The organism is Leclercia sp. EC_58 (assembly GCF_019584355.1).
In the GTDB taxonomy this organism is placed as follows: Bacteria; Pseudomonadota; Gammaproteobacteria; order Enterobacterales; family Enterobacteriaceae; genus Enterobacter.
Genome location: NZ_VDAM01000012.1, coordinates 1 through 14,914 on the forward strand (window position 1 = coordinate 1; position 14,914 = coordinate 14,914).

The 14,914-nt window shown below is 48.1% G+C and carries 16 protein-coding genes; 10 read left to right on the forward strand and 6 right to left on the reverse strand.

The window, feature by feature from the left end; genetic code table 11:
• A partial coding sequence (locus tag FHC51_RS23350; RefSeq protein WP_097491765.1) for an IS1 family transposase occupies positions 1 to 59 on the reverse strand: 59 nt, incomplete at its 3' end.
• Positions 60 to 291: 232 nt separating this feature from the next.
• On the opposite strand from FHC51_RS23350, the gene FHC51_RS22510 reads away from it, so the two are divergent.
• The 6 genes from FHC51_RS22510 to FHC51_RS22535 all read left to right on the forward strand — a co-directional run bounded on the left by FHC51_RS22510 (position 292) and on the right by FHC51_RS22535 (position 6,570).
• Complete coding sequence (locus tag FHC51_RS22510) at positions 292 to 945, forward strand: recombinase family protein (protein WP_220436759.1); 654 nt, start codon at positions 292 to 294, stop codon at positions 943 to 945.
• A gap of 136 nt (positions 946 to 1,081) precedes the next feature.
• Positions 1,082 to 1,426 carry a hypothetical protein gene (locus FHC51_RS22515; RefSeq protein WP_220436760.1) on the forward strand — a complete coding sequence of 115 codons (345 nt, stop codon included), beginning with the start codon at positions 1,082 to 1,084 and terminating at the stop codon, positions 1,424 to 1,426.
• 475 nt (positions 1,427 to 1,901) lie between these two features.
• Entirely contained in the window at positions 1,902 to 2,282 is a 381-nt protein-coding gene (locus FHC51_RS23355; protein ID WP_375373826.1) for a lysostaphin resistance A-like protein, read from the forward strand.
• Between the two features lie 2 nt (positions 2,283 to 2,284).
• The gene (locus FHC51_RS22525) at positions 2,285 to 3,538 is read left to right on the forward strand and encodes an HlyD family secretion protein (RefSeq protein ID WP_220436766.1); all 1,254 of its coding nucleotides are present in this window, start codon (positions 2,285 to 2,287) and stop codon (positions 3,536 to 3,538) included.
• A complete protein-coding gene (locus FHC51_RS22530; protein ID WP_220436767.1) occupies positions 3,538 to 5,730 on the forward strand; it encodes a peptidase domain-containing ABC transporter in 2,193 nt (730 codons plus the stop codon). Before FHC51_RS22525 ends, FHC51_RS22530 begins: the two co-directional genes overlap by 1 nt.
• Positions 5,731 to 5,865: 135 nt before the next feature.
• The gene (locus FHC51_RS22535; RefSeq protein WP_001067855.1) at positions 5,866 to 6,570 is read left to right on the forward strand and encodes an IS6-like element IS26 family transposase; all 705 of its coding nucleotides are present in this window, start codon (positions 5,866 to 5,868) and stop codon (positions 6,568 to 6,570) included.
• On the opposite strand, the gene FHC51_RS22540 is transcribed toward FHC51_RS22535, so the two are convergent.
• Positions 6,516 to 7,289 carry a transposase gene (locus FHC51_RS22540; RefSeq protein WP_220436762.1) on the reverse strand — a complete coding sequence of 258 codons (774 nt, stop codon included), beginning with the start codon at positions 7,287 to 7,289 and terminating at the stop codon, positions 6,516 to 6,518. The genes FHC51_RS22535 and FHC51_RS22540 overlap by 55 nt on opposite strands.
• A gap of 659 nt (positions 7,290 to 7,948) precedes the next feature.
• On the opposite strand from FHC51_RS22540, the gene tolA reads away from it, so the two are divergent.
• On the forward strand, positions 7,949 to 8,320 hold the full coding sequence (gene tolA / locus FHC51_RS22545; protein ID WP_220436763.1) for a cell envelope integrity protein TolA: 372 nt from the start codon (positions 7,949 to 7,951) through the stop codon (positions 8,318 to 8,320).
• Positions 8,321 to 8,827: 507 nt separating this feature from the next.
• Here the strand turns inward: tolA and FHC51_RS22550 are convergent.
• Positions 8,828 to 9,304, reverse strand: coding sequence for a GNAT family N-acetyltransferase (locus tag FHC51_RS22550; RefSeq protein ID WP_220436764.1), 477 nt, complete (start codon positions 9,302 to 9,304; stop codon positions 8,828 to 8,830).
• Positions 9,305 to 9,950: 646 nt separating this feature from the next.
• Here FHC51_RS22550 and FHC51_RS22555 point away from each other — a divergent pair.
• Positions 9,951 to 10,892, forward strand: a complete 942-nt coding sequence (locus FHC51_RS22555; RefSeq protein WP_104677988.1) for a lysozyme inhibitor LprI family protein — start codon at positions 9,951 to 9,953, stop codon at positions 10,890 to 10,892.
• Here FHC51_RS22555 and FHC51_RS22560 read toward each other — a convergent pair.
• On the reverse strand, positions 10,879 to 11,067 hold the full coding sequence (locus FHC51_RS22560; RefSeq protein WP_181034877.1) for a hypothetical protein: 189 nt from the start codon (positions 11,065 to 11,067) through the stop codon (positions 10,879 to 10,881). The genes FHC51_RS22555 and FHC51_RS22560 overlap by 14 nt on opposite strands.
• A 1,795-nt stretch (positions 11,068 to 12,862) precedes the next feature.
• Between FHC51_RS22560 and FHC51_RS23070 the strand changes: the two genes are divergently transcribed.
• A complete protein-coding gene (locus FHC51_RS23070) occupies positions 12,863 to 12,991 on the forward strand; it encodes a hypothetical protein (protein WP_255585122.1) in 129 nt (42 codons plus the stop codon).
• A gap of 428 nt (positions 12,992 to 13,419) precedes the next feature.
• On the opposite strand, the gene FHC51_RS23075 is transcribed toward FHC51_RS23070, so the two are convergent.
• Positions 13,420 to 13,545: a hypothetical protein gene (locus tag FHC51_RS23075; RefSeq protein WP_255585123.1), complete on the reverse strand. Its 126-nt coding sequence runs from the start codon at positions 13,543 to 13,545 to the stop codon at positions 13,420 to 13,422.
• 641 nt (positions 13,546 to 14,186) lie between these two features.
• The gene (locus FHC51_RS22565) at positions 14,187 to 14,348 is read right to left on the reverse strand and encodes a hypothetical protein (protein WP_220436765.1); all 162 of its coding nucleotides are present in this window, start codon (positions 14,346 to 14,348) and stop codon (positions 14,187 to 14,189) included.
• 507 nt (positions 14,349 to 14,855) lie between these two features.
• On the opposite strand from FHC51_RS22565, the gene FHC51_RS23360 reads away from it, so the two are divergent.
• On the forward strand, positions 14,856 to 14,914 hold a 59-nt coding region (locus FHC51_RS23360), incomplete at its 3' end, for an IS1 family transposase (protein WP_097491765.1).

Here is a 14,914-nt window from a genome sequence, read left to right on the forward strand (position 1 = left end):
TTACGCACCACCCCGTCAGTAGCTGAACAGGAGGGACAGCTGATAGAAACAGAAGCCACTGGAGCACCTCAAAAACACCATCATACACTAAATCAGTAAGTTGGCAGCATCACCTCCTTGCCATATAGCTTCCCTCACAAATTATTCGATGCGGTATTTTTAACAAAAATGGTTATCGCATATGGGTACACCCTGACACCATAACTAAAACGTGACGGCACACGATGAATGACACAACCTATATGCGATAGAATAAATGCAATAACCTAAATGCGATAATATGGTGAAAAAATGTTCATCAGAGCTTATTTGAAGGCATCGACGGAAGATCAGTTCGCCGGTCGGGCAAAAGAGATGCTGGAGCAGTTCGTTCAGGAGCGGGGGCATAAAATAGCCAGTTACTACCGGGAGAACATAAGCGGTACAAAACTTGACCGCCCGGAACTGGGGCGCTTACTGACGGACAGTCACCGCAGTGATATTTTACTGGTCGAGCAGATAGATCGCCTGACCCGCCTCAGCAACAGCGACTGGATGACGCTGAAAAAGCAGATCGAGCAACACGAACTGCGGATTGTCAGCTTGGATGTGCCCACCTCATGGCAGGCACTGTCAGATAAAGACCCTTCACAGACTGACCCGATCACCCGTGCCGTAATAACCGCCATCAATAACATGCTGATCGACCTGATGGCAGCAATGTCACATAAGGACTGGCTGAGCCGCCGCCAGCGGCAAAAACAGGGAATTGAACGGGCACACACGCTTGGAAAATATCGTGGCAAACAGGCCGATCAGGAACGACATCAGAAAGTCATATATTACCGGCAAGTAAAAAACTTGAGTATCCGCGAAACAGCAGAAGCAACCGGCTACAGCACTTCGCAGGTTTGCCGAATCCAGGCATCTCATCGCGATAAGTTAGGTAGTAAAATCAATAAGTAATAAATAATGCAAGATCAGTTTAATCAGTCCATAGAAGGTTGTTTACATTTATTTACATAAATTCACTTTATGCATACATTTCAGCCATGCAATAGTGAAATAGCACTTTATGTTAAAATTTATAAGAGGGATTTTTATGTCAAATATCAGAGAATTGAGTTTTGATGAAATAGCATCAGTTAGTGGTGGTGAAGGGCACGGCACTGAAGTTGCGCAGGATAGAAGAGACGCCAGAAATAGCCTTGGTCGCAATGCTCCCAACAAAATTTATGGTGGAACTGAAAAGTGTGTAAATAACATCCTTATTGGTGCCGGTGGTGGAGCTATCACGGGGGGGTTACCAGGTGCTGCGGTTGGCCTCGTATCTGGTGCTTACGCAGGTGAGTGCCTGTCAGGTGGAGGAAATGGAAACGGTAATGGTTGCAAGGCTGGCTCAAATAATTGCTCCAGTGGTAATGCTGCGTCAACCTGCAATCGGTAACGTATAATTATATGGAGGATGTAATATGCTGATAAAAATTCTATCTGTTTTATTAGGTGTTTTTTTAGGTGCTTCATTGCTAAGTGGTTCCTCCATTTCATGTGCATCATGGTACTCAGCCCCACCAGAACTGTCCAGACTATTGATATCTATCATTGTACCATTGTCTATTATGCTTTTTATGAAAAAGATCCTTAATTTCATTTTTGGTTCAAAAAAATAAGAACACCAATTTTAAAAGGACGTTAGCGTGTTTTCCGGGAATAAACTTATTGTTCATGCTTTGGTTTTCTCCACATCTGTGGCGCTTACAGGGGTTCCTCTTCTGACTATCCCCAGGATTGGACTGGAATATTCTCTTTATCTACTGTTCTCATTAGAATTTGCTCTTGGTTTAGGTGTTGGAGTCCTCATCTATAAAGGTAATTTAAAGATAACAAAAATAAGATTGTTATTGAATTGTCTTGTTATTATCATGCTCCTACAGCTATTTTCATACATTCTGAAGACACATAGCATAGGATCTGCTTCATTATCCATACAAAATTTAATTCCATACTTTTTTACGATCTTAATTATTCCATTTTATGAGGAGATTTTTTACAGGGGGTGCTTATTTGATTTTCTTCGAGGGGTTTATACTAGAGATCTTATATTTCCAAGTGTAATGTCTTCTGTTGTTTTTTGTGTAATGCATACGCAGTACACAGAGTTGTTTGACTACGTTATTATTTTTGCCATTTCCATGGTGCTTACCTTTTCAAGGGTTAAGTCAGATGGATTATCAACGCCGATATTACTGCATTCATCAATGAATGCTTTTGTTATTATATTGAATATCCAAAGTATGTTTTAATGATGCAATTATTCAGGAAGGAAGCTCTAAAGCATCATAATGAAAATGAACCTGGAAATATTTTGGTTCCAGCATCATTTAGTTTATCACTGTGTGCAGTTATAACGATTCTTTTGTTCCTCTGTATTGCATTGTTTATTTATTCCGGAAAATATACCCGAAAGGCCCACCTGACCGGCATCGTTATGCCCTCATCCGGGCTGGTAAAAATCATACCGCAATATGCCGGATATATCACCCAGCTGACGGCCTCAGAAGGTCAGCACGTTGTCGCGGGTGAGTCCCTCTATCATATCAGCGGCGAACATTTTAACGGGCAGGGAGCCGGGACACTGGCGGCTATGAGTCTCTCCCTGAAAACACAATATGCCATGCTGGCCTCTCAGCAGACGCTGGAGTCGCGTGACAACCAGCAGCAGCAGGAAGCGGTACGGCAGAGAATTTCCTCCCTGCAGCCACAGGTTAAAAGTGCAGAACAACGCCTGCAGCTGGCTGAACGCCAGGTCGGGCTGACCACCGCCGTCATGGGACGCTATAAAAAACTGGCTGGCACGCATTACGTTTCGGATATCGAATATCAGCAGAAACAAATCGACGTCTCCACGGCACAGCAAAACGTTGAGGACCAGCGGCAGGGGCTTCTGCAGTTACATACCACGATAGAAGCCGCTGAAGACGATCTTAATCATCTCATTGTCCAGGGGGAAAGCCGGAGAGCTGAACTGGACAGACAGCTGCAGGGGATCAGGCAACAGCAGGACGAACTGGCCGGACAGGAGAACTTCACGCTGACGGCACCGGTATCCGGTACCGTTGCGGCGGTGTTGGTCAGGCAGGGACAATCCGTCAGAGCGTCGGAGCCGGTGATGACGGTAGTGCCGGATAACGCCAGCCTGCAGATAGAGCTCTATGCCACCAGTCAGAATGCCGGGTTCATCCATCCGGGGCAGCGTGTGGCACTGCGGTTTGCCGCCTTCCCTTATCAAAAGTTTGGCGTTCAGTACGGGACTATCCGTGAAATCAGCCGTACGACGCTGACCCCTTCGGATTTACTCTCCATATCCCCGGTAACCTGGAAGGAGAATGAAGGGCGCTACCGTGTCATCGTCGAACCTGAGAATACCTTTATCCTGGCTTATGGGAAAAAAGAACCTCTGCGCCCCGGTATGACCCTTGAGGGGGACGTCAGCCTGGATACACGTCATCTATGGGAGTGGCTGACAGAACCGCTCTGGAGCCTGAAAGGAAAACTGTAATGGGATCACTGAACTGGACAGGGAGAAGACGGCTTCCCCTCATTCGCCAGACAGAATCAGCGGAGTGTGGCCTGGCGTGTCTGGCAATGATGGCCAGCTGGCACGGTCTGCAGACGGATCTACCCACACTCCGTGAACGCTTCAGTATCAGTACTCAGGGAATGACCCTGCAGAGGCTGATTGAGTGTGCGGACGGTATCCGGTTGTCTTCCCGCGCCGTCAGGCTGGAGCCGGAAGATCTGAAGTCCCTTTCTCTTCCCTGTATTCTCCACTGGAACATGAATCATTTCGTTGTGCTTCATAAGGTTAGTGGGAGCAGGCTGGTTATACATGATCCCGATAAGGGGAAGGTAACAATCTCCCTGCCGGACGCAGGGAAGCACTTCACCGGCGTCGCGCTGGAGCTGATGCCAGCCAGCGATTTCACGGTCAGGGATGAAAGAAAGAAAATTCGTCTGCGCCAGCTGACAGGCAAAACACCCGGCCTGCTGGCGGCAATGTCCCGCATCATCGTTTTTGCCCTGGCGCTGGAGATACTGACATTAGGAAGTCCTCTTCTCAACCAGCTGGTGATCGATGAGGTCCTGGTGGCCGCCGATCGAAGCCTGCTGAGCGTTATCATCATTGCCCTGTTGCTGCTGTCACTGACCCAGATGCTGCTGTCGCTGGCCCGCCAGTGGGCCAGTATTACGCTGTCCGTCAATTTTAATATGCAGTGGACGGCCCGGGTGTTCCATCATCTGGTCCGTCTCCCTCTGGCCTGGTTTGATGCGCGTAGCAAGGGGAGTATTAATGCCCGTTTTGAGGCGGTAGATACGATACAGCAGGCGCTGACCACGCAGGTACTTGAAGGTATTCTGGATGTTCTGCTTGCGGTGACCGCGCTCTGCATGATGCTGCTGTACAGTCCTGAAATGACGCTGATAGCGGTACTGGCCGCCATCATCTACGGCGTGCTGAGAGCGCTATGGTATCCCTCCCTGCGGCAGTCGGCGGAGGATGCCTGGGACGCCGGTGCCAGAGAATCAGGACACTTTCTTGAAACCATCAACGGGATCCTGAGCCTGAGAATAAACGGTGTGACCGCACACCGCGAGGCCGCCTGGCTGAATCTTAACGTCACCCGCAGAAATACGCAGCTGCGCCAGAGTCGCCTGCTGATGTGCTATGACATTGTGCACACCCTGACAGGCAGCTTGGTGTCGGCGGTGATTTTGTGGAAAGGTGCCGGTGAAGTGCTGAATGGCACCTTTACCGTCGGTATGCTGGTTGCCTATTTATCTTACCAGATGCGTTTTTCTTCGAGTATCAGCAGTCTGACCGATAAGTTTTTTGCCTGGCGGATGCTTGATGTCTATAACGAACGTCTGGCTGACATTGTGCTGACCCCAACAGAAGGCCATCAGCAACAACCCGTTCGGGAAGACAACAACACGTCGGCCACCCCCTTTGCATTCTGGGGGGGCACGACCGAAAATTCCTGTCCCCCTTTAACCCTGGAGCACATTATTTTCAGTCACAAGGGTGGGAATAAACCGATACTTCGGGGAGTATCAATGACGCTGCATCCTGGCGAAGTGGTGGCCATTACGGGTAAATCAGGGGGCGGAAAATCGACGCTGGTGAAACTTATCCTGGGAATTCATGTTCCCGATGAAGGGACGATCAGAACATTTGGCATACCGCAAACGCACCCCGATTATTTTCAGGTACGCCGGCGGATTGGTACCGTACTGCAGGATGATCACCTTTTCAGGGGATCCATTGCAGATAACATCATTTTCTTCAGTGAAGACCGCAATCAGGAAAGAATGATCCAGTGTGCCCGTCTGGCGCTCATTGACATTGATATCATGGCAATGCCGATGGGATATCAGACATTAATCGGTGAAACCGGTGGTGGGCTCTCAGGAGGGCAAAAACAACGTATCTTGCTGGCAAGAGCGTTGTACAAAAAACCGGGTTTTTTGTTACTGGACGAAGCGACCAGCCACCTTGATGTTGAGAGTGAAATCCAGATAAGTCAGACGCTACGCCAGCTGGGGCTACCTGTCCTGCTGATTGCCCATCGCCCAGAAACCATTGCCTCTGCAGACCGGGTTCTGTACCTGGCTGACGGATATTTTACTGAGCTGAAGCACCAGCGCACAGTTAATGATGACAATTTGGTTTGTAATCTTACTGATGAATGACAGGTCAAAAATCAGCCTTAACGTACAATAATTTTCGATATCCAAACTGACCCCAGAATGGGGGCTTTCAGCGGCACTGTTGCAAATAGTCGGTGGTGATAAACTTATCATCCCCTTTTGCTGATGGAGCTGCACATGAACCCATTCAAAGGCCGGCATTTTCAGCGTGACATCATTCTGTGGGCCGTACGCTGGTACTGCAAATACGGCATCAGTTACCGTGAGCTGCAGGAGATGCTGGCTGAACGCGGAGTGAATGTCGATCACTCCACGATTTACCGCTGGGTTCAGCGTTATGCGCCTGAAATGGAAAAACGGCTGCGCTGGTACTGGCGTAACCCTTCCGATCTTTGCCCGTGGCACATGGATGAAACCTACGTGAAGGTCAATGGCCGCTGGGCGTATCTGTACCGGGCCGTCGACAGCCGGGGCCGCACTGTCGATTTTTATCTCTCCTCCCGTCGTAACAGCAAAGCTGCATACCGGTTTCTGGGTAAAATCCTCAACAACGTGAAGAAGTGGCAGATCCCGCGATTCATCAACACGGATAAAGCGCCCGCCTATGGTCGCGCGCTTGCTCTGCTCAAACGCGAAGGCCGGTGCCCGTCTGACGTTGAACACCGACAGATTAAGTACCGGAACAACGTGATTGAATGCGATCATGGCAAACTGAAACGGATAATCGGCGCCACGCTGGGATTTAAATCCATGAAGACGGCTTACGCCACCATCAAAGGTATTGAGGTGATGCGTGCACTACGCAAAGGCCAGGCCTCAGCATTTTATTATGGTGATCCCCTGGGCGAAATGCGCCTGGTAAGCAGAGTTTTTGAAATGTAAGGCCTTTGAATAAGACAAAAGGCTGCCTCATCGCTAACTTTGCAACAGTGCCAAATCTGTCGACGCGTAAGACAGCCCAGTTCCGGAAGCTGTATCAGCAATGTGGCCTGCGTTATGGGCCCGATACCTTTTACCTTGTCAAGCAACAGACGCTTTGCTGCCAGATCGTCATCCTGGCGTAGCCGCTGCTTAATTTCGGCATCCAGCATATTAATCTCAACATCGAGCCATTCAATGTGTCGCATAATTCCTTGTTCAACATAAGCACCGCATCGTTCTTTGCAACGGTTAGATTCCATCACACGGTTCTGAACCAGCTGACGCCGACGTGTCAACAGTACGGCTAGGTCTTGCTGCTGCTCGTTTTTCGCCGGTCTGAATTGCGGAGTCATGCGTCGGCCATATTCGCAAATAATTCTCGCGTCAATTGGGTCGCTCTTTGCCACCTTCCCCATAGCTCTGGCAAAGTTCTTAATCTGACGAGGATTAATTACTGCGACCGGCAGACCCGCAGCACTGAGCATTAACTCGGCAGTACAGTGATACCGGCTTGTTGCTTCCATAATTATTCCCGTAACAGAAAGCCCGCTCAGAGCTGCCTGCAATTCAAGTATTCCTGCTGCTGAATTTTCCAGATGCAGTAGCTGCCCGGTAGTATCGATAAATACTTCCAGAGTGTTTTTAGCTACATCTATACCGATTGTGGTTTTATCACTCATGTTCAGTTCTCCCTGCCTTGCAGATACGGGCTGTTTGCACGCCCCGACAATTGTTCGGGCTAATACTGAGAATGATGTTGCGCAATGGTGCTCACCCTCGGGCTTAAATCCCTGGACGGAGGACGTGCTGCAACATCAGGTAAAGCACAACAAGATTATACGTTTCTCATTGTCATACTAAACATACAAGGACGGAGACGAAGTGAACCCTTGTGGCCGCAGCGGCCGGGTTAGCGTGAAGGCACGGCGTGGAGAACAGTCGCCTTTGAGGCGGCAGAAAAGCGGAGGGAACCGACTTCCTTCATTTGGTCACGGTCAGCTATGTGCCAGGAGCGGATATTCGCTTACCAGAGCCGGAATGACTGGGATGCCTTCATGAACGGATACGTACCCGGTGGAGATCAGGGCGTTTATAAATTCTTGTGTAAACCCTGTAACGTTATCATTCTTAATTGGGATTTTTATTAGTTCCTCAGAAAAAATGAGAGTTGAATCGCATCGACGTCGCTTGTAAACTTTTGAGTTCTTGGATAAATGATAATTTTCGTTCCTCGAGCAAAGCGGGTTATAAATCGGGAAAACAGTTAAATGTTTTTCGAAATAGAAGAAGCAGTCTCCAAAAGAAGTGCTTTTTTAAAATGTAATTGGGACTAGAAGGGATGAAGATAATTTTAAAAATTGCAGCTTTTTCAGCCGTTCTCTTGGCTGTAGGTTGTGCGCCTGACCATCACATTACACGCAAAGAATCAATGAAAGTGACGGTACGCGGTAATGGGGTAATGTATTACGCAACGCAGGTCCGCGATGCTATCAAAGACGAAATGCCACTCGCTAATTTTGAAGGCATGCGTTGCACTATTCGTATGCAACTGGCGCGCGATGGGATGGTTTTAAACGCCCGCAGCGAAGGTGGTGATGCTTTTCTTTGCGATGCAGCATTAAAAGCGGTGCAGGTCGCGAAGATTCCGCCAGCACCGAGTGACGATGTTTATCAGTTGCTTAAAAACGTACCATTAGATTTTCAATATTGAAGTATCAGCATGAAATATTTAATGTTCGCGGCTGCGCTTACTCTGGTAGATTGCGGACATACAAATGCCTTGCTGTCTGAACAAGCTTAACCTGTCAAAACGGATATACCGCGTTAACCCGCTATAACCATAGCGAATAATACTCTATCAAAACTAAGAACCCATAGCCGCGCAAGCGGCATTATTCATTACAATCACGTTTTCAGTCGCTTCATTCTCTTATGCACCAACTTTCCGTTTCTCTCTCGTAGCAAACCTCGTAGTGTGTCAGGCTGTCCGCTTCGTGCCAGAAGCGGACGTTGCTAACTGGCCCCACAACCACCTGAACACCGCCGCTGATTACCTCATCGTATATAAGCTACTGATAAAATTATCCGGGTATCAAAGTGAGAGCCAGAAGGGCTTCAATTAAGATCTGTCTGGCGAGTTGAATCACAGAGGACCGGTAAAACACGGTTTACGCGCATCCATAACTCAAAATCTTGTATCAGGGCATGATGCCGGACTTCATCTTTCCGATTTGAAGAAGACAAACATTCCGACGCCATCCTTTCCCATATCCTCGACACGGATGATCGAAAAACCGCATTTGTTCACATAGAAACACACGTTATTGATAAGGCACGTGGGTGTTCTCAGTATCCATCCGCATTCACTCGGATGCGCCTTTTCAATTTCCAGCCATGCCAGGTAACCATAACCTTTTCCCTGTTCCTCGGGCAGGATGAACAGCTTTTCCAAAAGATTAATTCCGTTTTCCATTCTTGAAATGACGGCCCCTCCCGCCAAGCAGTTGTTCACCCAGAACCCTAGAACATGCTTGTCAGACTTGAGGATTTCAGTCTGAAAGGTAAATGTATCTTCTCCGTCGTCTTCGTCTTCATCCATATCTGCAGGAAAATACGGTCCGTTTGATTCAAAGGACAATGAATAGATCCTTTCGAGTTCGTTTGCATCGGCCAGACTGGCCATTTTAATGAGCATAGATTTCCTTGTAGTACAGACACAAATGGGACGCCCGGGAATGAGTAAGTACAGAATTCAGCAGTGGGGTGAACTAACTTACAGCATAGAAAATTTAATACCAGACAGATTTCAAGATACAGGGCGTTAATTTTAATCAATTAATTTACTGTAACAGGCATGACCTGCTCCCCGTTGATTAACACGCCGCAATGTTAGTAACGTAACTGTTTGACTACGAGATCAACTGCGAACTTCCGCTGTTCGCTCATAGCTGCCCGTCATGCCAGCTCAAAAAACAGGCTTAACGTAGGATAATTTCCGTTTTCCAAGCGGACCCCATATGGGCCAAGAACGACTTTCGGTGGAGTTCTTTTCGTGCACCGCTGAGGTGAAAGGTCATAAACGGTACGCCAGCACCGACTTTTCCTGGCTTTTTTAAGTTCAGCAGCGAAAACCTCCCTTGCAGGTTTCCGGCTTAGGGATAATCGTTACAGTACCTTGCGCATACCGTTCTCATCAGATGAATTAAAGATTCCACAGCCTTTGCCGATATCACCTTGGTTCTTGCTTGTGATGCGTTCAGTGTTCAGCGCTGTTTGCTGTAGCCCTCCGGACTGATTACAGACCGCCTCTTAAAAGCCAATCCTTACTCTAAAGGGAACTCATGAGATTAAAATACTCAGCACTCTTACTCGCCGTTGCCATTACAGGCTGTGATAACAAAAAAGACGTGATCGGTTGTTCCTCTGAAATGACCCAGTCAGCTCTCATGGATTTATTAACAAAATCTGCTTATGAAGGTCTCTCTGAACAGGTCGACAAATACCCTGACGTCACTAATCAGACCAAACGAAGCGCTTTGGACAGGATTAAACTGGCCATCTCTGAAATCTCCACAACCTCAAGTGACACGGGCAGCACAATGAAAAGTTGTGAAGGAACCGTGACGATGACCCTACCTGCGAACGAGTACGCCCAGCTTTCTGATGCTTACAGAAAGAACTTTAACCGTAATCTCGACAAGCAAATGGAAAGCCTGTCTTTGGATAACAACGCAAACGCCTTTTCAAAACGCATCTCCTACACCGCACAGGCGACCGACGATCAGAAAAACGTTTTTGTTAAAGCCTCTTCTGATAATCCCATATCAGTGGGTGCCGCTGCACTGACATCGCTTTCCATCATCAACCCGATCGTTGAGCAGCAGAAAATCCAGCAGGCTAAGGATGCCCAGCAGAGTCAAATTGAAGCGGAACAACAGGCACAACTCAGGGCGCAGCAACAGGCTAAGTATGAGGAGGAGCAGCAGGTTCAGCAAACCATTCAACAACAATCCTACCAGCAGCCTCAGCAGCAAAAAGCTGACAGCCTGGATCAGTCCCGAATGGCTTTTGCGAATGCTGACTCTGATTTGAATACCGCCTGGAGCACATTAACCCCAGAGAAGAAAAAAGAGTTGCTGCCTTCTCAGCGCCAGTGGATCAAAACTAAGGATGCTATGTGCGGCAAAGTTTCAATGCAGGGAACAGATGCTGAAGTCAAGAAAATGGTCGACTGCCAGACGCAAATGACCCTTTCAAGGACCGCTTTTTTTAGAAATCAATAGCAGAAGCTACCTTCAAGCTGGTGGCCAGGGCTAAGCTGGCGCCAGCGTAATGCGGGATAATTTCAGCCGTTGTTCCCTGATATTCCACGCCGGATATTTTGCTCGCGGTTAGAACGGGATTTTGGGGCGTAGATATTGCATTAAAGGCGATAACCAGCATAGTCATCAGGTACATGAATTCTCTGTTAAAGATATGCAAGTATTAAGACATCTTGCTTTCCATGATTACCAATGATGTTCATCGCTGCAGGCACTCAAAAAAGAATTTATCGATCATCAATTGCAACAGGTATTGCTTGTCCGGGATCGATAAATACAAATTAAATTTGTTACTGCAGAGTGCTTTCTAATTAATCTGGAACGCTCCACTGCCCTGAGTAAAATGTCTTTTCCTCGCTCATTGCTGCTGTTCACGCCTTTTCACTCCCCTACCCATATAAGGAATATTGCGTCTTGTCTGGCAGCTTGCCGGCAAAGATCCGACTTTTACTTTTTTCGGGTCTGTGGAGAAGTAGGGTTAGGATGTTACAAATGTAGCTCGATGACGGCCTGAAAATAACCATGCTCAGCGACGGATATTTTCTGCTCGTTGCCGATCCGAAGGCCAAAGTCCGGCAGCTGTACAGTCATATAATTCTCGCCCAGATCTTCGGTACCGCCCCGGTCTTCCGGTATAAGCTGTGCTTCATCTGTTGCATGTTAAAGAAAGTCTTTCTGCGCAGGAAGGACAGACTGGCAACTCTCCCGGCTCTGCAAACGCTGCTGGGCATCACTCGGGACCAGCTGGTCTGGCAGATGGAGCGGGATCGGACGCTGGACGGCCACTATTTTAAAGGGAACTTGGATAATTTGACGCCTATCTGGCGGAGCTGCAGAGGTATGCGGAGCACCTTCTGCGCCCGCTAGAGAGCGACTGCACTTAACTGGCGGACGTTCCGGATGCGGTATTGGATGGGATATTAACACTGCCGCGCAAGAAAGAGTTTTTCTCTCTCGTTCTGCGCAGACTGAACCGGAGCACAGAGAAAGCATCAGCTTTGACACAGGATATGCGCCAAGAGCTCCCGGCCGCAACGGCAACCATTAAAGCCGGCACGCTACGCCTTGATATTCGCACCGACGGTTAGCTTCCCGGTGAACGCGTACAACGCGCCACGTCTGCATCTGCTGATCACCGGGCAGGACTTCGTGGAGTCGTACGCTTGGGATGCGTTCGCCAAACTGCTGCCCCTGTTTACACTTTATGCGCGTCATTCTGAATCCTGGCACACGGGCACTAGGGCTGGTGCGTCATGTTTCCCCGTTCGGAAACGTCACGCCTGAGGGATACTTAAGTATCGACGGGTTACGAATTATTCTACCGGCAGAGGCATTAGAGCCACTGATCGGCCAGCTGAACCGCACCATGGAAACTGGCCAGCTGAGATGCCCTGACCGGTCTGCGTTGCCTGTACGGGGACATCTGATGAACCGGGAACCAGTAAAGTGCCCGGGCTATCCGGGCGCTTTCCTTCAGTTAAAAGGCGAGGAGGGTTCGTCTTTAAGGTCCTATACAACCTGCTTCGGCCATCGTCTTCTTCGCAGCTTCTGAAAGCAGGAGCGCGTGGTCAGGCGGGTTCCACAAACTGAGCATACCGCACCGTGTGGAAGGTTCTGTTCAGGACTGAAAGAAGTGAAAAAAAACCGGTTACTGCTGCAGACCGGACAGATGAATTTAATCACTGTCATGTCCTCCATATTCTCGGGCTCAAATATAAGCGTATACAGCTTCGTTAAAGAAGGGCGAAAAATTAAGATTTTGTGAATTTTTACAGGAAGATGCCGGTCATTAGGTCTGACGGAACAAACACAAATAACCTGCTCATGACAACGCCGGGCGGGAGCTGCAGGCTGGTGTGTGCCAAAGGCGGAGATGCCTGAATTTAAACATATCCGGTGCCTTTTCAGACTATTGTTCAGGAAATGTGCGTATGCAGAAAAAACCATACAAGCGCCAGCAGGAGGGAAAGGTCGATCCTGCTCTGGTGCTACAGGTTTTCGAAGGAAAACATGGCGACACTGCAGGTGAGAGCGGTGAACAAATTGTCACTTTAGTTTAGGGCACAACAACGGGCCATGGTTGCAAAATGGCCTGCGCAGACCTTACTGAGCCATACACAGCAACACGGCCATGTGTCAGCCTTAACACAGAGAAGGAGTTCATCCCTGGTTTTGCGCCGGATTAAAATAAGCAGTCACTCATTCAGTACAGGTGAGGCCCGGGCATTAGAATGCCCTCCTTAATGGCGATCCGGATCACTCCAGGCATTTATTAACTGCATTAAAATGCAGATAAGTCCCGATACCATCAGCAGCGGGGACAGGGCTGTCAGTACAACAATTGTCATAATGAGTCTCCATGGTCTCAGAATACTTCCTTCAGGATCTTAGGTCGCTTTCTTCAGTCTGGTAAAACGCCGTTGCGTTACAGAGATCTTCATCAACACCGTATCCAAAAAATTATACTTTCAGACGAGAATGAGCCCTGTTAACGGAAGGTAATACTGAGTATTTTATCCTCTCCATGTCCCATCTGCATCTCCCTGACCCGGAAGACAGGAGCCAGCATCAGCGTACCCGGAACACAGGCCTCTTCTGCTTCTGCAAATTTCATGCTTTCATACGCGCATTCAGCTGAGCATAACCAGCTTTAAAAGAAAGAGAAAAAGATAAGCATGAGTTTTCACGGCATTAATAAACGGTTGAATGATTTTTGAAAAGTTATTTATAAAAATGAATTTCGTCCCTCCCGGTACACATTTTATGTGGATCCGTGACGCTTTATCCGAAAGTTGTGCGCCGATGCAGATGGGACATGTTTTATTGTTCTCAGAGAAACTTGAACAGGAGCATATTCGGATAAAAAAAGCCTGCTGGTAAGCAGGCAAAAGTATAGGCAATTACATACAGATTATTTATCTACAGGTGCCGGGCGCCTCCCGGTGACTCGTTACCAGTTATACGAGCCGCAAGCATATTTACATTAACATCTACTGGATTGCCCCGCCGCTGAGGGGGATTCACCGATTATTATCCTATACCATTTATCCCGCAGCACAAGTTTATTAATCAGCTATGTGGCGGTGTGAACGAGCGTTCAGGGAACTTCACCTCTCCGTTGTTGCTGCGCCTACAGTACTGAATGAAAAGCAGGCGATCTGTTATGCTCAGAACCGTGTCAGAATCTTCAGTAATATCATGATAACAGAGGCAATCTGGGTTTATAAACTCTGCTGACCGGAGCAGAAAACTTCTTTAACTATTACCTTCCTGAAAACTGTTCCTGACCGCACGCTCCAGCTGTTTTTTGCTGAGCATCACATAACCGCGCTCTCCGGGCACGGCCAGCTTATAGAGTCCGCTATAGGGGAGTGGCGTAATAAAATACCAGCGTCCCTTATAAAAAATCCAGTTCACTTTATACCTCATCTGCATGAGGTCTGAGTATAGCGTAATGGTGAGTCGTTCAAAGTCCGGAAAATGCTCTGCATCCACGTTGTCCGTCAGGGTATGTGCCCCGGGCGGAAGAGCAGAAGAGCAGAAGTCTCTGCGCACTTTCTGCCGTTTAAAAGATCGTAGATAAAGTAAGAAGCATCCCCGGCTGGTTTTCCAGGGCGCAATACTTCTTCGACATCTCATGCCCGGTAGTAATTCCTTAAGACGTTTTTCAGCGAAAAGATAATTTGCCGTTTCCAGTCTGTTGTTGCGACACGATACTGCAAAAAAAGATATCCCTCAGCCTGATCTCCATATAGCGGCAGGGTATTGATGTGTTGTTTATCTGATAACGCTTCGTACCAGGGAAGAGGTATTACTGCCATTAAAGGGGCGTTTATCAATGCTGGCATAAGCTGACTGTAGTCAGAGCAGGTGATGCTGCCAACTTACTGATTTAGTGTATGATGGTGTTTTTGAGGTGCTCCAGTGGCTTCTGTTTCTATCAGCTGTCCCTCCTGTTCAGCTACTGACGGGGTGGTGCGTAA

Bases quoted from the DNA above. Each gene is read 5' to 3' on its own strand.
- FHC51_RS22510 (WP_220436759.1), top strand. From the start codon at position 292: ATGTTCATCAGAGCTTATTTGAAGGCATCGACGGAAGATCAGTTCGCC.
- FHC51_RS22515 (WP_220436760.1), top strand. From the start codon at position 1,082: ATGTCAAATATCAGAGAATTGAGTTTTGATGAAATAGCATCAGTTAGT.
- FHC51_RS23355 (WP_375373826.1), top strand. From the start codon at position 1,902: ATGCTCCTACAGCTATTTTCATACATTCTGAAGACACATAGCATAGGA.
- FHC51_RS22525 (WP_220436766.1), top strand. From the start codon at position 2,285: ATGCAATTATTCAGGAAGGAAGCTCTAAAGCATCATAATGAAAATGAA.
- FHC51_RS22530 (WP_220436767.1), top strand. From the start codon at position 3,538: ATGGGATCACTGAACTGGACAGGGAGAAGACGGCTTCCCCTCATTCGC.
- FHC51_RS22535 (WP_001067855.1), top strand. From the start codon at position 5,866: ATGAACCCATTCAAAGGCCGGCATTTTCAGCGTGACATCATTCTGTGG.
- FHC51_RS22540 (WP_220436762.1), bottom strand. From the start codon at position 7,289: ATGAGTGATAAAACCACAATCGGTATAGATGTAGCTAAAAACACTCTG.
- tolA (WP_220436763.1), top strand. From the start codon at position 7,949: ATGAAGATAATTTTAAAAATTGCAGCTTTTTCAGCCGTTCTCTTGGCT.
- FHC51_RS22550 (WP_220436764.1), bottom strand. From the start codon at position 9,304: ATGCTCATTAAAATGGCCAGTCTGGCCGATGCAAACGAACTCGAAAGG.
- FHC51_RS22555 (WP_104677988.1), top strand. From the start codon at position 9,951: ATGAGATTAAAATACTCAGCACTCTTACTCGCCGTTGCCATTACAGGC.
- FHC51_RS22560 (WP_181034877.1), bottom strand. From the start codon at position 11,067: ATGTACCTGATGACTATGCTGGTTATCGCCTTTAATGCAATATCTACG.
- FHC51_RS23070 (WP_255585122.1), top strand. From the start codon at position 12,863: ATGCAGAAAAAACCATACAAGCGCCAGCAGGAGGGAAAGGTCGATCCT.
- FHC51_RS23075 (WP_255585123.1), bottom strand. From the start codon at position 13,545: ATGAAATTTGCAGAAGCAGAAGAGGCCTGTGTTCCGGGTACGCTGATG.